Origin of the sequence: Pseudaquabacterium inlustre, assembly GCF_038066595.1 — a bacterium.
Lineage (GTDB): Bacteria > Pseudomonadota > Gammaproteobacteria > Burkholderiales > Burkholderiaceae_C > Pseudaquabacterium > Pseudaquabacterium inlustre.
The window spans coordinates 83,751-100,504 of record NZ_JBBUTH010000001.1 but is presented as its reverse complement, the minus strand read 5'-3'; the positions used below and the strand labels follow the sequence as shown (position 1 = coordinate 100,504).

The 16,754-nt window shown below is 69.4% G+C and carries 16 protein-coding genes and 4 tRNA genes; 14 read left to right on the top strand and 6 right to left on the bottom strand.

Translation table 11 applies throughout. The features are described from left to right. Nucleotide 1 precedes the first annotated feature (1 nt). A complete protein-coding gene (locus AACH10_RS00475) occupies nucleotides 2–1,111 on the top strand; it encodes an ImmA/IrrE family metallo-endopeptidase (protein ID WP_341408382.1) in 1,110 nt (369 codons plus the stop codon). 141 nt (nucleotides 1,112–1,252) lie between these two features. Here the strand turns inward: AACH10_RS00475 and AACH10_RS00470 are convergent, their stop codons facing one another. From AACH10_RS00470 to AACH10_RS00460, 3 genes are all read right to left on the bottom strand, one after another. Next, nucleotides 1,253–1,858, bottom strand: coding sequence for a recombinase family protein (locus AACH10_RS00470; RefSeq protein WP_341409183.1), 606 nt, complete (start codon nucleotides 1,856–1,858; stop codon nucleotides 1,253–1,255). Between the two features lie 1,079 nt (nucleotides 1,859–2,937). Continuing rightward, complete coding sequence (locus AACH10_RS00465) at nucleotides 2,938–4,692, bottom strand: DUF6538 domain-containing protein (protein WP_341408381.1); 1,755 nt, start codon at nucleotides 4,690–4,692, stop codon at nucleotides 2,938–2,940. A gap of 117 nt (nucleotides 4,693–4,809) precedes the next feature. Further along, nucleotides 4,810–4,885 (bottom strand) — tRNA-Ala (locus AACH10_RS00460). 118 nt (nucleotides 4,886–5,003) lie between these two features. On the opposite strand from AACH10_RS00460, the gene AACH10_RS00455 reads away from it, so the two are divergent. The 4 genes from AACH10_RS00455 (at nucleotide 5,004) to AACH10_RS00440 (ending at nucleotide 8,532) form a co-directional block, all read left to right on the top strand. After that, complete coding sequence (locus tag AACH10_RS00455; protein ID WP_341408380.1) at nucleotides 5,004–5,870, top strand: alpha/beta hydrolase; 867 nt, start codon at nucleotides 5,004–5,006, stop codon at nucleotides 5,868–5,870. A 167-nt stretch (nucleotides 5,871–6,037) separates the two neighbouring features. Then, nucleotides 6,038–6,463 carry a rubrerythrin family protein gene (locus AACH10_RS00450; RefSeq protein WP_341408379.1) on the top strand — a complete coding sequence of 142 codons (426 nt, stop codon included), beginning with the start codon at nucleotides 6,038–6,040 and terminating at the stop codon, nucleotides 6,461–6,463. A 104-nt stretch (nucleotides 6,464–6,567) separates the two neighbouring features. After that, nucleotides 6,568–7,917 carry a (Fe-S)-binding protein gene (locus AACH10_RS00445; protein ID WP_341408378.1) on the top strand — a complete coding sequence of 450 codons (1,350 nt, stop codon included), beginning with the start codon at nucleotides 6,568–6,570 and terminating at the stop codon, nucleotides 7,915–7,917. A 33-nt stretch (nucleotides 7,918–7,950) separates the two neighbouring features. Next, complete coding sequence (locus tag AACH10_RS00440) at nucleotides 7,951–8,532, top strand: DUF3501 family protein (RefSeq protein WP_341408377.1); 582 nt, start codon at nucleotides 7,951–7,953, stop codon at nucleotides 8,530–8,532. A 40-nt stretch (nucleotides 8,533–8,572) separates the two neighbouring features. Here AACH10_RS00440 and rarD read toward each other — a convergent pair whose 3' ends face one another. Further along, on the bottom strand, nucleotides 8,573–9,460 hold the full coding sequence (gene rarD, locus AACH10_RS00435) for an EamA family transporter RarD (protein ID WP_341408376.1): 888 nt from the start codon (nucleotides 9,458–9,460) through the stop codon (nucleotides 8,573–8,575). A 14-nt stretch (nucleotides 9,461–9,474) separates the two neighbouring features. Continuing rightward, a complete protein-coding gene (locus AACH10_RS00430) occupies nucleotides 9,475–10,251 on the bottom strand; it encodes a pseudouridine synthase (RefSeq protein WP_341408375.1) in 777 nt (258 codons plus the stop codon). A 154-nt stretch (nucleotides 10,252–10,405) separates the two neighbouring features. Between AACH10_RS00430 and AACH10_RS00425 the strand changes: the two genes are divergently transcribed. Continuing rightward, nucleotides 10,406–10,936 carry a hypothetical protein gene (locus tag AACH10_RS00425; RefSeq protein ID WP_341408374.1) on the top strand — a complete coding sequence of 177 codons (531 nt, stop codon included), beginning with the start codon at nucleotides 10,406–10,408 and terminating at the stop codon, nucleotides 10,934–10,936. Nucleotides 10,937–10,951: 15 nt separating this feature from the next. Here the strand turns inward: AACH10_RS00425 and AACH10_RS00420 are convergent, their stop codons facing one another. Then, the gene (locus AACH10_RS00420; RefSeq protein WP_341408373.1) at nucleotides 10,952–11,359 is read right to left on the bottom strand and encodes a YchJ family protein; all 408 of its coding nucleotides are present in this window, start codon (nucleotides 11,357–11,359) and stop codon (nucleotides 10,952–10,954) included. 107 nt (nucleotides 11,360–11,466) lie between these two features. Between AACH10_RS00420 and tolB the strand changes: the two genes are divergently transcribed. The 8 genes from tolB (at nucleotide 11,467) to AACH10_RS00380 (ending at nucleotide 16,734) form a co-directional block, all read left to right on the top strand. Further along, nucleotides 11,467–12,765 carry a Tol-Pal system beta propeller repeat protein TolB gene (tolB, locus tag AACH10_RS00415; RefSeq protein WP_341408372.1) on the top strand — a complete coding sequence of 433 codons (1,299 nt, stop codon included), beginning with the start codon at nucleotides 11,467–11,469 and terminating at the stop codon, nucleotides 12,763–12,765. 103 nt (nucleotides 12,766–12,868) lie between these two features. After that, nucleotides 12,869–13,489, top strand: a complete 621-nt coding sequence (gene pal, locus AACH10_RS00410) for a peptidoglycan-associated lipoprotein Pal (RefSeq protein ID WP_341409182.1) — start codon at nucleotides 12,869–12,871, stop codon at nucleotides 13,487–13,489. Between the two features lie 2 nt (nucleotides 13,490–13,491). Beyond that, complete coding sequence (ybgF, locus tag AACH10_RS00405; protein ID WP_341408371.1) at nucleotides 13,492–14,301, top strand: tol-pal system protein YbgF; 810 nt, start codon at nucleotides 13,492–13,494, stop codon at nucleotides 14,299–14,301. Between the two features lie 85 nt (nucleotides 14,302–14,386). Next, complete coding sequence (locus tag AACH10_RS00400) at nucleotides 14,387–15,493, top strand: YeeE/YedE family protein (protein ID WP_341408370.1); 1,107 nt, start codon at nucleotides 14,387–14,389, stop codon at nucleotides 15,491–15,493. 2 nt (nucleotides 15,494–15,495) lie between these two features. Continuing rightward, complete coding sequence (locus AACH10_RS00395; RefSeq protein WP_341408369.1) at nucleotides 15,496–16,299, top strand: tRNA threonylcarbamoyladenosine dehydratase; 804 nt, start codon at nucleotides 15,496–15,498, stop codon at nucleotides 16,297–16,299. 43 nt (nucleotides 16,300–16,342) lie between these two features. Next, nucleotides 16,343–16,418: transfer RNA gene (locus AACH10_RS00390), tRNA-Lys, on the top strand. Nucleotides 16,419–16,474: 56 nt separating this feature from the next. After that, nucleotides 16,475–16,550: transfer RNA gene (locus AACH10_RS00385), tRNA-Lys, on the top strand. A 108-nt stretch (nucleotides 16,551–16,658) separates the two neighbouring features. Continuing rightward, a tRNA-Lys gene (locus AACH10_RS00380) sits at nucleotides 16,659–16,734 on the top strand. Nucleotides 16,735–16,754 lie beyond the last annotated feature (20 nt).

Sequence of the window (16,754 nt, the reverse complement as noted above, 5' to 3'; positions counted from 1 at the left end):
TATGGCCGGTTCTGAGCAGTCTCTGATATCTGCGGCACGTAGGCTGCTCGGGAATCCCTACGCACACATGGAGCAGTTGGAGGAATCCCAGCGAGGCCTGGACGCGCATCACAGAGCAGCGATGCAGGCGGTGTCTTCGATTCGCAAGGTCCTTGAGAATCCGTATGCGCATGCCGACAGGCTGGGTATGAGCGACATGCCCGCCACTGGTGCGCCTGCGACGACGCTCAAGAATGTCGTGCCGTCCAAGAAGGCGCTCGGGAATCCATATGCCGGTATTGAGGCGCTTGACGAGGCTGATACCGCGCCGCGCTCGGGTCGTCCCATGCCTATCGACGCCAAGAGCTATGGTAATCCGTACCGTTTTGTTGATGGCCAGCAGGAGACTAGAGCGGCAAATGCCGCCACTCGTACTGCTTCTGTTCGGCGTTGGAAGGACAGCGAAATAGAGTTGAAGGCGCGGGACCTGCAATTCCGGTTGTGGCGCGACCGCGTGCAGATCTGGGACGGCAAGGTGCCTGCCGACCCTGTTGAGTTGCTCGACGCGTCTGTCGCCTTGGATTTGGTCGGCTTCGATTTTGAGTACGTTGACGGCCTTGGCCACATGTCGGCGCGAGGTGGCCCTATTGAGGTGGCGGGGCTCATCGACACCGCGAAGCGCGTTGTACGCGTGGGGCGCCACCTCCCAACTCCGGTCCGGTCGTTTACTACTGCGCACGAGCTTGGGCATGCAGTGTTGCACCCGTCGCTTGGCACGATGCACCGTGATCGGCCCCTGGACGGATCGCCGCAGCCCTACGACCCGATTGAGGCAGAGGCGAATAAGTTCGCCACTTACTTCCTTATGCCCGCCAATCTGGTGCGTGCTCGTTTCGAAGAGGCGTTTCGGATGTCACCGTTCGTCCTGTCCGACGAGTCGGCGTTTGCGCTTCGTGGGAAGTCGTTAGGCGAGGTCATCAACGAGGTGAACACGCAACGTTCTCTCGCGCGTCTGCTGGCTGGTGTCGATCGTTTCGACGGCCGCAGCTTCGTGCCTCTCCATGTGCAGTTCCGGGTGTCAAGGATAGCCATGGCCATCCGAATTGAAGAGTTGGGCCTGTTGTCTGCCTGAACGCATCCAGCGGCAAAAAAAAACAGGTGGGCGCGAGCGTGGATGGTCATTCAAGTCAACGACCGTTCATGTCTTCCCATATCGCGTACACCTGCCACAGCAAGACAACTAGGGTCAGGATGGCGCCGATGTCCTTGCCGCTCATGCTCGTGCTCCTTGTTGCTCTGCCGACGGGTCGGCCATGACCCGCTGAATCGTCGCCCGGCCGACGCCCAGTTCCCGAGCCAGTGCGGACACGTTGGAAGCCCCGGACGCTAGGCGGTCCCGGACGTCCCGGACCTGCTCGTCCGTCAAGGCGGACGGACGGCCCAGTTTCTTGCCCTCGGCCTTGGCGCGGACCAGACCGGCGGCGGTGCGCTCGCGGATCAGGTCCAGCTCGAACTCGGCCACGGCGGCCAGGACTTGCATGGTCATCTTCCCGGCCGGGCTGGTCAGATCCACCCCACCCAGCGCCAGGCAGTGAACCCGGACGCCCATGCCGGCCAGGCGGTCCACGGTCTGCCTGACATCCAGTGCGCTGCGGCCCAGCCGGTCCAGCTTGGTGACGACCAGGACATCCCCGGCTTCCAGGCAGTCCAGGAGCTTGGCGAACCCGGGGCGCTGCTGGGCGGCCTGGCTGCCTGAGACGGTCTCGCGGATCACCCGCTTGGGGTCGATGGCGAAGCCGGCGGCCTGGATCTCCTGGGCTTGGTTGTCGGTGGTCTGGTCAGCGGTGCTGACTCGACAGTAGGCGAAGACTCGGGACAAGGGGCCTCCTGACGGCGTGTGCTCGAAATGGATGCCCGAATCATCCGGCGTGCCCAAAAGTCTGTCAAGGTACTTTTCGGGCATGGTGTCGGACAGTGCTCGCAATCGGACGTTTTCGGTCACATGGTCCCGTCTCGGCTCGGCTCGGCTCGGCTCGGCCCGGTCTTGGCGGGTCAGTCCCTGCATGGCCGTGCGACGCCTCTCGCTGGGCCAGTCGCGCCGGTCGGCCGCCGGGTCTCGCCATGGTGGGCGGGTGCTCGAAAAGCCCGACCGGGGGAGGGGCTCGAGACCGGGGTGCGGGGGGGATCTGTGCTTGCGCGGATGCGGAGGCGAGGGCGTGAATCGCTGGGGTTCCGGCAAGGCCTGGGGCAATGATCGGGCGACCGTGCCGCCCCTGGCGTCTCTGCGGCCGCTCAGATCGCGCTACAGCACACGATCTTGATGCGAGTAAGGGGTAGGTAGCCACAAGCACCTTGCGGTGGCTCTATGAGGCTTTGGCGGCCGTCGCAACCGCAGGTTGCCTCGGTCGACTGTTCCCCCGGCGTCCAATCGGCTCAACGCGACCGGCTCAGGGTGCGCCATGTACTGCGACTGACCGCGCTCAATGGTCGCGGTTAGCGCCAGGTGGCGACCCCCGCCCGGCGGCTCTCCTGCGGGCTCCGTCTCGGACCTGCTCTTGAGCGTGGTCCTGGTTGGTGGGGCTTCCCACGCCCCCTCCAACGAGCCACCCATCAGGATCCTGGGATCCTTGACCGTCCAGGAGGGAGCGTAGGCCGGTCTCGGGCCTCCACCTTGGTGGGGGCTTCATACGCCCCCTTCCAACGAGCCTCCCACCTGGATCCCGGGATCCCAGGGGGTCCAGGACAGTGGATGTCACCAGCCGCTCGCGGCAGTGCTTCGCGTGCGATCCTGGGATCCTGGATATAGGACAGCCCTGGACCATCGGATAGCGTAGACCGAACTCGTCTGTCACGACCTGGGCGGCCAGCCCTGAGATTGGCAATGTGCGTCAGGTTTGCTATCGGCTGGTCGGAATCACCGGGAGTGCCAGCACCTTGTCTAGGACTGTCCTGGACTGTCTAGGTATAGGACAGTCCTGGACCCTCGGATAGCGTCGACCGAACTTGTCGGGCGTTTGATCGCGTCTTGGTGCTCGCCGAACGCGGGGTGGTCGATGCCGTCCAGGCTGGTGCGGCAAAGACTCTGGGCAGGTTCAGGCCGGGAAAGCGAAGGCGCTCCAGGTGTGGTCGCAGCACGGTCGGCGTTGGGTGGGCGTAGTCGTCACTGACGTCTGAACTGGCGTGCCCGGCCAGCGCGGCGATGTGGTACCTCGGCACAGACAACGCGCGTAGTTCGGTCTCCAGGGTGTGTCTGAAGGAGTGGAAGACGAGATCCGGCCCGAAGCCCTTGGCGGTCTTGTACTGCCCAAACCATTGGCTGACCTTGCCGCCGGCGCCGTTGAGGTCGGTGAAGACGACAGCGGGCCAGAGGCGCGTAGCGCGGGCGTCCTTGATGGCGCGGTGGTAGTCGGTCAGGCCGAGCCGGATCAACTCGGGATGCACTGGGACAGACCGTATCGAGTGCTCGTTCTTGACGCTCTGGTCTTCGCCCTGCTCATGGATGGCAAGCACCCATCCTGCGTCGTCCATGTGCCTCAGGTCGTCGATGCCCAGTTGGGCCAGTTCGGAAATGCGTGCCCCCGTGTACAGCCCGAGCAATGGCAGCCAGTAAGCTGCATCTTTGCCTGCGGCCGAGGCGGTCGGAATCTGGTACCGGGTGAACAGCGGGTCATCGAACAACCGGATGAGATCCGGGAGCGTCCAGGGCTTGCGGTCGACCTTGACCCGCTCGATGGTCCTGCCTTGCAGCGGGTTGCTTTTGATCCATTCCAAGTCGACCGCCTGGGTCATAAGCGTCTTGCAGCGGCCCAGGATGTTCGCGGCCGTGTTCTGCGAGGTTCTGCCGCGACTCTTGGCTTCCGTCATCAGTTCAGCCACAAAGTCCCGGCCATCCTTGCGATCCATCCGCTCCAGTGGCTTATCGCCAAGGTGCTGCGCGAGGCGGTCGGCAGCTGCGCGGTAGGCCTCGACCGTCTTGCGTGGGCGGCCGGGCTTGGCGTCGAGCCAGGCTTTGAAGGCGTCGGCCGGGCTGTGTAGCCCAGGCGGCGCGAGTGCCGCTCGTGTGTCAACGCTGGCCGGGGCGCTAGTTGAGTGCTCGGCTGGCGGCAGCCACGCTCGACGCTTCTCGTAGGGGCCGCCCGGGTTCTCCACGGCTTCCAATTGCAGGGCCAGGAGTCGTGTTCGGGCAAGTTGTGCAGCGCGTTCGCAAGCCCTTCGCGAGTCCGTTGTGAGCGTCGCTTGCGGGATGCCTGCTGCTGCAAGGGCCTCGCCGAGAAGCGCCAAGGCTTCGGGCTCGGTGCGGTCTGTCTCGTGGGCTGCCTCTTCGGCGAAATCCAAGGTCGCGTCGTATCCGTCTGCTGCCGCTTGTCGCTCGTCGGGTCGCATCAGTGCGACGCGGTAATCGAGCGTCTGCAGCTTCTGCTGCATCAGCACGTGCAAACAGGCCTGCACCTTGGCGAGCACGGCGGGGCCGCCATCTGTTGGCGCCAGTGCGGTTGGCGTCTGTCCCGGGCGGCGCTGCTGATCAAAGCGTGCCAGCCACTCGGCGCGGAGCCTGGCAGCAAGAGTGTTGGCCTCTCGCAGGTCGGCCGTACCCAGCGAGACCCGGTGTGCCCACTGCCCAGGGTAGAGGTGCTTGAGGTCGGCTGGGGCCTTGACAGCCCACTGCCAGATGTTTGATCCCGGGCGAAGGTACACCCCGGTAGCTCGCTTCATGTCGCATCCGCCAGTCATGAGCGGACCCTGAAGGAACACACCATCGGTACACAGTCGGCGGGGCGCAAGCCCCTGTCAGACCTTAACTTCTTGTCCTGGCATAGAAACCAGGTTGCTTGGTGGAGACGAGGAGGATCGAACTCCCGACCTTCGCATTGCGAACGCGACGCTCTCCCAGCTGAGCTACGTCCCCGAAGCAGCGCGCAGTATAGCAGCGAAAGAACGGGCTTCCGGCGCCTGCGCGGCAGGGTAGAAACCGGGCCCATGCCGCCCCCACCGGGCGCCTTCACTCACCCCTTTGCGGAGACCCCATGCCCTTGCACGATGCCGCCTGGCACGACGCCCAGTACGACAACCGCGCCCGCGTGCCCGATGCGCTGGCGCACCTGGGCCGCTGGGCCGAAGCCTCGGCACTGGCCCGCCAGGGGCTCACGGTGCTGCAGGACCAGCCGTATGGGCATGGCGCGGCCGAGACGCTGGACGTGTTTCCGGCCCGCGCACCGGGCGCGCCGGTGCTGGTGTTCATCCACGGCGGCTACTGGCGGGCGCTGAACAAGGCCGACCATTCCTTCATCGCGCCCGCCTTCGTGCAGGCCGGGGCGGCCGTGGTGGTGCCCGACTACGCGCTGTGCCCGGCAGTCAGCATCGAGCACATCGCGCTGCAGATGGCGCAGGCCGTGGCCTGGGTGTGGCGCCATGCCGAGGGCTTTGGCGGTGATCCGTCGCGCATCGTCGTGGCCGGGCATTCGGCGGGCGGGCACCTGGCGGCGATGATGGCCTCGTGCCGCTGGCCCGACGTGGGCGCCGATCTGCCGCGCAAGCTGCTGCGCGGCGCGGTGTCGCTGTCGGGCCTGTTCGATCTGGAGCCGATCCGCCAGACGCCCTTCCTGCAGCGCGATCTGCGGCTCACACCGGCGTCGGTGCGGCGGCTGTCGCCGGCCTTCTTTCCGCGGCCGCAGCAGGGCGGCCCGCTGCTGGCCCTGGTGGGGGGCGACGAGAGCGAGGAGTTCCTGCGCCAGAACCAGTTGATCCGCGACCAATGGGGCCCCAGCGCGGTGCCGGTGTGCCAGGCGGTGCCGGGCTGCAACCATTTCAGCATCCTGCGGGATTTCGTCGATCCGGATGGCGCAGCGCATGGACACACGCTCGGTCTGTTAGGTTTGCGCCACGCAGGCTGAGCGGATCGGCACAGTTGCTCAGGGTTTGCCCGCGCTTTGACGCGGGCTATGCCCCACATTGATGCTTTGTATTGGCCCTGTCATCGGCGCTGCGCTACCGTGGTGCGGTTCACAGGTGCACCGCATGCGCCGGGAACGTCCGCACACCCCACCGAGAGGAGCTTCGCATGAGCAGCTTGAAGGGTTCCAAGACCGAGCAGAACCTGAAGGACGCCTTCGCCGGCGAATCGCAGGCCAACCGCCGTTACCTGTACTTCGCCAACAAGGCCGACGTGGAAGGCCAGAACGATGTGGCGGCGCTGTTCCGCTCTACCGCCGAGGGCGAGACCGGCCATGCCCATGGCCATCTTGAATTCCTGGAGCATGGTTCGGGCGATCCGGCCACCGGCCTGCCGATCGGTGCCACGCGCGACAACCTGAAGGCCGCCGTGGCCGGCGAGACGCACGAGTACACCGACATGTACCCGGGCATGGCCAAGACCGCGCGCGACGAGGGCTTCGACGAGATCGCCGACTGGTTCGAAACCCTGGCCAAGGCCGAGCGCAGCCACGCCAACCGCTACCAGAAGGCGCTGGACCAGTTGGTGGACTGACGCCAACAGCCGCGACTTCTCGGGCCGAGCGCCGGGCCGCCCCAAGCCGGCCCGCGCATCCCCTCGGGGGATCGGCCCGTGTACCCACGGGACGAGGGGTAGACATGACCAAAGAAGGCAATCTGGAGGCCCCCACCCGCCACGCGCTGGACTGGAAGAACCCCGCGTTCTACGACCGCGATGCGTGCAACGCCGAACTGGAGCGGGTGTTCGACATCTGCCACGGCTGCCGCCGCTGCGTGAGCCTGTGCCAGAGCTTTCCCACGCTGTTCGACCTGGTGGACGCCACCGAGGACGGTGAGGTGCACGGCGTGGCCAAGGCCGACTACGCCAAGGTGGTCGACCAGTGTTACCTGTGCGACCTGTGCTACATGACCAAGTGTCCGTACACGCCGCCGCACCCCTGGCAGCTGGACTTTCCGCACCTGATGCTGCGCGCCAAGGCCATCCAGTTCAGCCAGGGCCTGGTGGGCGAGGGCGCCAAGTTCCTGGCCAGCACCGATGTGCACGGCAGCTTCGCCGGCATCCCGATCGTGGTGCAGGCGGTGAACGCGGTGAACCGCACCCGGCTCGCGCGCGGCGCGATGGACAGCGTGCTGGGCGTGCACCCCGAGGCCTGGATGCCCGAGCTGGCCACGCGGCGCCTGCGCTGGAGCGCGCCCAAGGCCGGCGTGGCCACCGAGGTGCGCGACGGCACGCGCACGCCTGGCAAGGTGGCTGTGTTCGCCACCTGCTACGTCAACTACAACGAGCCCGGCATCGGCCATGACCTGCTGAAGGTGCTCGACCACAACGCCATTCCCTGGGTCATCGTCGAGAAGGAGGCCTGCTGCGGCATGCCCAAGCTGGAGCTGGGCGACCTGAAGACGGTGGAGGCGCACAAGAACGCCAACATTCCCGTGCTGGCGCGCTATGCCCGCGAGGGCTATGCCATCGTCAGCGCCATCCCAAGCTGCACGCTGATGTTCAAGCAGGAGCTGCCGCTGATGTTCCCCGACGAGCCCGACGTGCTCGCGGTGCGCGATGCGATGTTCGACCCCTTCGAGTACCTGATGGGCCGCCACAAGGACGGCCTGCTGCGCCACGATTTCCAGCGCGATCTGGGCAAGGTGAGTTACCACATCCCCTGCCACGGCCGCGTGCAGAACATCGGCCGCAAGACCGAGGAGATGTTCAAGCTGATCGGCCAGTCGGTGACGGTGAAGCTCAACACCGTGGAGCGCTGTTCCGGCCATGCCGGCACCTATGGCGTGAAGACGCCCACCCACCCGGTGGCCATGAAGATCGGCAAGCCGGTGTTCAAGGCCATGGCCAAGGACGAGCCCGACGTCATCGCCAGCGATTGCGCGCTGGCCGGCCACCACATCGCCCAGGGCATGGCCAATGCAGGCACGCCGGCCAAGGCCTTGCAGCACCCCTTGAGCCTGCTGCGCCAGGCCTACGGTCTGGACTGACCGCTTCGACCCGCCCCCACGTCAACGCCCGCCATGACCATCACCCGCGACAGCCTGCTCACGCTGGAGGCCTACGCCCGCATCCGCCAGAGCAGCAAGCCCGCCCACATCGCCCACCGCCAGCTGCGCAGCGTGCGACTGGGCGAACACATGAGCCTGCAGTTCGAAGACGAAGCCACCATCCGCCGGCAGATCCAGGAGATGCTGCACATCGAGAAGATCTTCGACGAGGACGGCATCCTGTCCGAGATCGAGGCCTATGCGCCGCTGGTGCCCGATGGCAGCAACTGGAAGGCCACCGTGCTACTGGAGTACCCTGATGTTCACGAGCGCCGGCGCGAGCTGGCGCGGCTGATCGGCGTGGAAGACCGACTGTTCGTCGAGGTGGAAGGCCAGCCGCGCGTCTACGCCATCGCCGACGAAGACCTGGACCGCGAGAACGAGGTCAAGACCTCGGCGGTGCACTTCGTGCGCTTTGAATTTCCGCCCGCGGCGCGCCAGGCCGTGCGGGCCGGCGCGGCGGTGAAGCTGGGCTGCGACCACACGCACTATCCGGCGCACCTGAGCATCCCGGCCGAGACGCTGGCCAGCCTGGCGGGCGACCTGCGCGGCTGAACTGCGCGGCTGAAATCCGCGCTGGGTCAGCCGGGCCGGGTCAGGCCGCCGCGGCCTGGCGCTGGCGTTGCAGCTGTCGCCAGCTCTCGGCGCTGTAGACCGCCAGCGCGGCCCAGATCAGTGCAAAGCCCAGGCCGCGGCGCAGGTCGAAGGGCTCGCCGTAAACGAACACGCCCAGCATGAACTGGATCGACGGGCCCAGGTACTGCAGCAGCCCCAGCGTGGCCAGCGTGACCCGCCGCGCGCCAAAGGCGAACAGCAGCAGCGGCACGGCAGTGGCCGGCCCGGCGGCCAGCAGCAGCAGGTCCAGCCCCAGATTGCCCTGGGCAAAGTGGCCCTGGCCGTGCGCCTGCAGCCACAGCAGCCAGCCGAGTGCCACTGGCGCCTGCATCAGCGTTTCCAGCGTCAGGCCCTCCAGCGCGCCCAGCGGCGCGGTCTTGCGCAGCAGGCCGTACAGGCCGAAGCTGAAGGCCAGCGCCAGCGACACCCAGGGCACATGGCCGGTGCCGATGGCCAGCCACAGCACGCCGCAGGCGGCCAGCGCCACGGCGGCCCATTGCACCGGCCGGGGCCGCTCGTGCAGCACGGCGTAGCCCAGCAGCACGTTGAACAGCGGGTTGATGAAGTAGCCCAGGCTGGCGTCGAGCACATGGTCGGCGTTCACGGCCCACACGTAGAGCAGCCAGTTGGCGGTGAGCAGCAGCGCACTGCAGGCAAACACCGCCAGCGTGCGCGGTGAGCGCAGCACCGGCCCCAGCCAGGCCCAGCGCCGCTGCACGGCCAGCACGCCCAGCACCAGCACCAGGCTCCACCACGAGCGGTGGGCCACCAGCTCCAGCGCCGGCACCGCGCCCAGCAGCTTGATGTACAGCGGGAACAGGCCCCAGCAGATGTAGGCCAGCGCGGCGGCAAGGGCTCCGGTGTGCATGCGGCGGGTGGGGGTCAGCAGTCGGTGACGGGGGGCGCAGTGTGCAGCAAGTCCCACTCGGACCCCGGCGCTGCGTGCAGCTCGAGCGGCTGGCCGGTGACCGGATGGGTCAGCGCCAAGCGCTCGGCATGCAGCCACAGCCGGCCGTGGCCCAGCCAGGCGGCGATGGCGCGGTTCAGCGGCCCCTTGCCGTGCGTGGCGTCGCCGATCAGCGGGTGGCCGATGTGCTTGAAGTGGCGGCGGATCTGGTGGCGCCGGCCGCTCAGCGGCTGCACGGCCATCAGCGCCACGCGCGTGCCGGCATGTGCCGGGTGCGTGGCCAGCGGCCATTCCCAGCGCTGCAGCACCTGCCAGCGCGTGCAGGCCGGCAGACGCGGCTGGCCGGCCGAGGGCAGCTCGGGGTCGCGGGCCAGGGGCTGGTCGATCTCGCCCCATTCGTCGGCCCCGCCCGGCGCGCCGGGCCAGCCGCGCACCAGCGCGCGGTAGTGCTTGGTGGTGCGGCCCTCGGCAAAGGCCTCGCCCAGCGCGCTGGCGGTGGCGGCATCGCGGGCCAGCAGCAGCACGCCCGAGGTGCCCTTGTCCAGCCGGTGCGCCGGCCACACGGGCGCGCCCAGCTGCGCGCGCAGCCGGGTCACCAGGTCGTCCTCTTCCTGGGCGTCCAGGCTGCTGCGGTGCACCAGCATGCCGGCCGGCTTGTGCACGGCCAGCAGCCACTCGTCCTGGTGGATCAGCGGCAGCGGTGCGTGGGGAGGGGGGTCTGCGTGGGGGGCGGGATCGGGGGCGGTGGACAAGGGGCGGATCTTGGATGGCGGTGGTCGGCGATGGCGGCTGCCAAATGCCTGTCATGCAAGGGCGGCATGCTGTGCGACCGAGCGTGGGCAGAGTGTGCCGTGATCGGACGGCCTGGCGCCGCGCCCACCGCACACCCTGCGCCGGAGACCCGCCATGCCCCAGACCTTCACCGTCGGATCGCGCTCGCTGTTCGTCAATGCCGTGGCCTGGCTGGCCCTGCTGATGGCGTTGCTGCTCACCGGCTCGGCTTCGTCGGCCGGCTGGGTGGCCGCGCCGGCCGCGCTGCACGACCTGCCGCAGTGGCTGCTGGCCTGGCTGCCGGCCGCGCTGCCCTGGGCCCAGGGCTTGGCGCTGGCGCTGGCCGTGGCCACCGTGGCGGCAGCCATCGGCCTGCTGCGCCGGCGCGAGTGGGCGCGACGCGCCTTCATCGCGCTGCTGGCCGTGGCCGTGGTGCTCAACCTGGCCGGCCTGGGCCTGCAGCAGGCGGCGGTGCAGTGGTGGGTGCAGGCCGCGCTGGCCCATGCCGCGCTGCCGCAGGCGCTGGCGCCGCTGCTCGACGGCCTGGTGGTGGCCACGCGCTCGATGTCGGCCCTGGTGTCGCTGGCCGGCTGCGCGCTGCTGGCGGCTGTGGCCTGGCGCCTGTCGCAGCCGATGATCCGGCAGGAGTTCGCCGCGGCGGCCTGAGCGTCAAGCCGTCGTTCAGGCCTGCATCTCGCCATCCACGTACATCCAGCGGCCGGCGGCATCGCGCGTGAAGCGGCTGGTCTCGTGCAGCCGGTGGGCGCGCCCGCCCAGCTTGCTGCGCGCCACGAACTCCACCTCGGCATGGTCGGCATCGATGGCACGGTGTGCCCGCACCTGCAGGCCCAGCCAGCGCAGGCCGGGTTCGAAATCGATGCGCCCGGGCCGCGTGGCCTCGGCCCAGGTGGCCAGCAGGTAGTCGCCCAGTTCCAGCACGAAGGCGCTGTACCGCGAGCGCATCAGCGCCTCGGCATCGGGGGCCTGCAGGTGCAGCGGGCCGTCGTGCCAGCGGCCGCAGCAGCCGGCATAGGGCAGGGCGCTGCCGCAGGGGCAGGGCGTGGCGGGGTCGGGTGCGTTGCGGGGCATGGGGCGCGATGATGCCGCAGCCGTCCTGCCTACAATGGTCCGGCACCAGGCTGGCTGGCAGGGCCCGAGGGAACCTGCGGCGGGCCGACCGACTCCCACCGCCCTCGATGCCGATCCGCCGCCGACATTTCACCGCCGCGCTCAGTGCCGGCCTGTTCACCGCCGCCCCCACCGCGCTGTTCACCAGCCTGCCGGCCCGCGCCCAGTTCCGGGTGGAGGTGTCGGGCATCGGGGCCACGCAGCTGCCGATCGCCGTCACGCGCTTTCGCGACGAGGACCGCAGCGGCCAGGCCGTGTCGCAGATCATCCGCGACGACCTCGACCGCAGCAGCGTGTTCCGCCTGGTCGATTCCAGCGGGGCGCTGGACGAGCGCAGCGCGCCGCAGTGGTCCGACTGGCGCGGCCGCGGAGCCGATGCGCTGCTGGTCGGCTCGGTCACGCGCCTGGCCGATGGCCGCTTCGACGTGCGCTACCGGCTGTGGGACGCGGTCAAGTCGCAGGAGCTGGTGCTGCAGTCGGCGGTGGTGCTGCCGGCCGATCTGCGCCTGGCCGCGCACCGCATCGCCGACGCGGTGCACGAGCAACTGGTGGGCGAGCGCGGTGTCAACGCCACGCGCATCGCCTTCGTCTCCAAGGCCGCCAACCGCTACACGCTGCGCATCACCGATGCCGACGGCGAGGGCGCGCAGACCGCGCTGGCCAGCCCGCAGCCCATCATCTCGCCGGCCTGGGCGCCCGACGGCCGCCGCCTGGCCTATGTGTCCTTCGAGGACGGCAAGGCCGTGGTCATGGTGCAGGACGTGTCCACCGGCGAGCGCCGCCGCGTGGCCGCCTTCAAGGGCAGCAACAGCGCGCCGGCCTGGTCGCCCGACGGCCAGCGCCTGGCGGTCACGCTCACGCGCGACGGCATCTCGCAGATCTACCTGCTCGACGCCAGCGGCGACAACCCGCGCCGGCTGACGCAGAGCAGCGCCATCGACACCGAGGCCTGCTTCTCGCCCGACGGGCGGCAGGTGTATTTCGTCAGTGACCGCGGCGGCGGTCCGCAGGTCTACCGCATGCCGGCCGCGGGCGGCAGCGCCGAGCGCGTCACGTTCCAGGGCGCCTACAACATCAGCCCGGCCATCAGCCCCGATGGCCGCATGCTGGCCTACGTGACGCGCGAGAACGGCTTTCGCGTGATGGTCATGCCGCTGGACGGCAGCGCGCCGCCGCTGGCCGTCACCGACACGGCCGACGACGAGAGCCCCAGCTTCGCGCCCAACGGCCGGCTGCTGATCTACGCCACGCGCAGCGGCGGCCGCGATGTGTTGATGACCACCACCCTGGATGGCAAGATCCGCCGCCGCGTGCCCACCCAGGGCCAGGACGTGCGCGAGCCGGCCTGGGGCCCGTTCACCCGATGAGCCACCGATGAACACGCGGGCCGCCCACCCCGGCTGCCCTTGCGCGGCCGACCCGCCGCAACCCCTGGCGGCGCCTGCCGCCGCCTTCGAGCTAGGAGCGATGATGAACCTGGGACTTCGCGCAACCGGACTGGCCACCTTCACGGCCGCCGTGACCACCGCCTTGCTGACGGGCTGCGGCTCGACGGTCAAGCTCGACGAGACGCCGGTCGAGACGCGCACGCCCACCGCCGTGCCCACGGCCACGGCCCCGGGCACCCCGGCGGCCGGTGCCGGCGGCAGTGCCGGCGCGGTGGCACCGCAGTCCAAGGTGGCCACGGTCGACCTGAGCCGCAGCGCGCCGGGCGCCGGCGCAGCGGCCGGTGCCGGCGCCGGCGCCGCCGCGGCGGCCTCGAACCTGGCCCGTGTCGTCTACTTCGACTTCGACAGCTTCGTCGTCAAGGACGACTTCCGCGGCATGCTCGAAGCCCATGCCAAGGCGCTGAACGCGACCAAGGGCAAGCGCCTGACCGTGGAGGGCCACACCGACGAGCGTGGCGGCAGCGAGTACAACATCGCGCTGGGCCAGAAGCGCGCCGAGGCGGTGGTCAAGACCCTGGCGCTGCTGGGCGTGCCCGAAGCCCAGCTGGAGGCGGTGAGCTTCGGCAAGGAGCGCCCGGCCGACCCCGGCCATGACGAGGCCGCCTGGGCCAAGAACCGCCGCGCTGAACTGAAGGACCGTTGATCGTGCCGTTGTCGTTGTCGCCCTTCGTTCCCCGCGTGCTGCCGGCCCTGGTGGCCGGTGCGCTGCTCGTCATCGGTTCCGGCGCGCGCGCCGGCCTGCTCGAGGACGAGGAGGCGCGCAAGGCCATCCTCGACCTGCGCAGCCGCTTCCAGGCCAGCGAGGAGAGCCACCGCAACCGCCTCGAGCAACTGCAGCAAAGCACCGGCCAGCTGACCGAGCAGGTGCAGCAACTGCGCCGCAGCCTGCTGGACCTGAACACCCAGCTCGAGGCGCAGAAGGCCGAGAACGCCAAGCTGCGCGGTGGCCAGGAACAGCTCGCCCGCGAGGTGGCCGAACTGCAGAAGCGCCTGAAGGACGCCGCCCAGGCGCTGGACGACCGCCTGCGCCAGGTGGAGCCGCAGAAGATCGCGCTGGACGGCAAGGACTTCGTGGCCGAGCCGCACGAGCGGCGCGCGCACGACGCGGCGATGGCCGTGCTGCGCACCGGCGACTTCGACAAGGCGGTGGCCGCGATCACCGGCTTCATGCAGCGCTTCCAGGGCAGCGGCTACACCGACTCGCTGCGCTTCTGGCTGGGCAATGCCTACTACGGCCAGAAGAACTACAAGGACGCCATCGCGTCCTTCCGCGCGCTGGTGAGCGCGGCACCCGGCCACCCGCGCGCGCCCGAGGCGCTGCTGGCCGTGGCCAACTGCCAGCTCGAGATGAAGGATGGGCGCGGCGCCAAGAAGACCGTGGAAGAGCTGGTCAAGGCCTATCCCAACAGCGAGGCCGCGGCCGCCGGCAAGGAACGCGTGGCCGGCGTCAAGTAAGCAGCGCCTCCCTCCACCCCGCCACGCGGCATGGCGCGGGCCACACGGCCCGGCCCATGCCGCGTTGCCATTCGCGACGCACGCGATGACCGAAGCCGATCTGCCCTTCCTCACCCGCCAGCTGCTGTGGGCCGCCTTTGCGCTGGGCGCGGCCTTCGGTGCGCTGGCGCGGCGCACGCATTTCTGCACCCTGGGTGCGGTATCCGACTGGCTGCTGTTCGGCGGCACGGCGCGGCTGCGCATGTGGGTGCTGGCGATGGCGGTGGCCATGCTGGGATTCAACACGCTGGTGGCCCTGGGCTGGGTGCGCGCCGCCGATTCGATCTACGCCGGCGCGGCGCTGCGCTGGCTGTCGCTGGCGCTGGGCGGCCTGCTGTTCGGCGTGGGCATGGTGCTGGCCTCGGGCTGCGGCGCGCGCACGCTGGTGCGCCTGGGCGGCGGCAACCTGCGCTCGCTGGTGGTGGTGCTGGTGGCCGGCCTGGCGGCCTGGGCCACGATGCGCGGTGTGCTGGCGGTGGCCCGCCAGGCCAGCGTCGACCGCGTGCAGCTGGCGCTGCCCGGCGGCGCCGATCTGCCCACGCTGCTGGCCAGCCTGGGGGGCACGCCGGCGCAGCGGGCAGGGGGTGTGGGGGCGCTGTGCGCACTGGCGCTGGCCGCCTGGGTGCTGGCGCGGCGCGAGGGTCGGCAGGCCGATGTGCTGGCTGGTGGCCTGGGCCTGGGCGGCCTGGTGGTGGCGCTGTGGTGGCTGTCGGGCGTGCACGGGCACCTGGCCGAGCATCCGCTGACCTTGGAGCCGGCCTTCCTGGCCACCAGCAGCCAGCGCATGGAGTCGTTCAGCTTCATCGCGCCGATGGCCTTGCTGATCGAGTGGCTGATCTACGCCAGCGATGCCAGTCGCGTGTTCACGCAGGGCATGGCCGCCGCGCTGGGCGTGGTGGCCGGCAGTGCCGCCGTGGCACTGGCCACGCGCAGCTTCCACTGGGAAGGCTTTGGCGGCGTGGGCGACACCGCGCGCCACCTGCTGGGTGCCGCGCTGATGGGCGTGGGCGCGGTCACGGCGCTGGGCTGCACCGTGGGCCAGGGCATCACCGGGCTGTCCACGCTGTCGGTGGGCAGTGCCATCGCGCTGGCCGGCATGCTGGGCGGTGCGACGCTGACGCTGCGCTGGCAGTTGCGCCAGGAAGGGGTCTGACGATGACGCAGCCGCAGGGCCAGACCGGCCTGGCACCGGACGACGCCGACCTGGAACGCCGCTTCGGCGGCCTGCGCCGCCTGTACGGCGAGGCCGGCTACCAGCGCGTGCGGGCCGCCCGCGTGGCCGTGGTGGGCCTGGGCGGCGTGGGCTCGTGGGCGGTGGAGGCGCTGGCGCGCAGCGGCGTGGCGCAGCTGGTGCTGATCGACCTCGACCATGTGGCCGAGTCCAACATCAACCGCCAGGTGCAGGCGCTGGGCGCCACGCTAGGCATGGCCAAGGCCGAGGCGCTGCGCCAGCGCATCGCCGACATCCACCCCGGCTGCCAGGTGCAGGTGGTGGAGGAGTTCGCCGCGCCCGACAACTGGCCGGCGCTGCTGCCCGGCCCGGTGGACGCGGTGATCGACGCCTGCGACCAGGGCCAGGCCAAGCTGGCCATCGCCGCCTGGGCGCGGGCCAGCGGCACGCCGCTGGTGGTGTGCGGCGCAGCCGGCGGCAAGCTGCGCGCCCACGCCATCGAGGTGGCCGACCTGGCCGAGACCACGCACGACCCGCTGCTGGCCACGCTGCGCCAGCGCCTGCGCAAGGCCGGCGCGCCGCGCCAGGGCCGCATCGGCCTGCGCTGCGTGTTCTCGCGCGAGAGCGTGGCGCCGCCGGCCGACGCCGCCTGCGCCAGCGACGGCACGCTGAACTGCCACGGCTACGGCTCCACCGTCACCGTCACGGCCAGCTTCGGGCTGGTGGCTGCGGGCGAGGTGATCGACGTCCTGCGCCAGGCCCCAAGAAAAGCTGCTGCAAAAGCGTGACAACACCAAAATTTCAGTGCTAGAATGCGAGGCTCTGCCGGACGGGTCGTTAGCTCAGTCGGTAGAGCAGCGGACTTTTAATCCGTTGGTCGCAGGTTCAAGTCCTGCACGACCCACCACCTGTCAGGCAGTTTCTGCCTGGCGGGCGTCGGATTAAACCCCGGCAACAGTTTCAGGGCTCTTAGCTCAGTTGGTAGAGCAGCGGACTCTTAATCCGTTGGTCGAGTGTTCGAGTCACTCAGGGCCCACCAACAACGTCAAGGTCTTGACGAGTCATCGTCGAGACCTTTTTCGTTCAGTTGCCAGCCAGGCATGTCCGGGCTGGTGCGGGAGTCGCAGGCTCCTGCAGATGTTCTTTCGGGCTCTTAGCTCAGTTGGTAGAGCAGCGGACTCTTAATCCGTTGGTCGAGTGTTCGAGTCACTCAGGGCCCACCAACCACGCACAGGACCTGGCG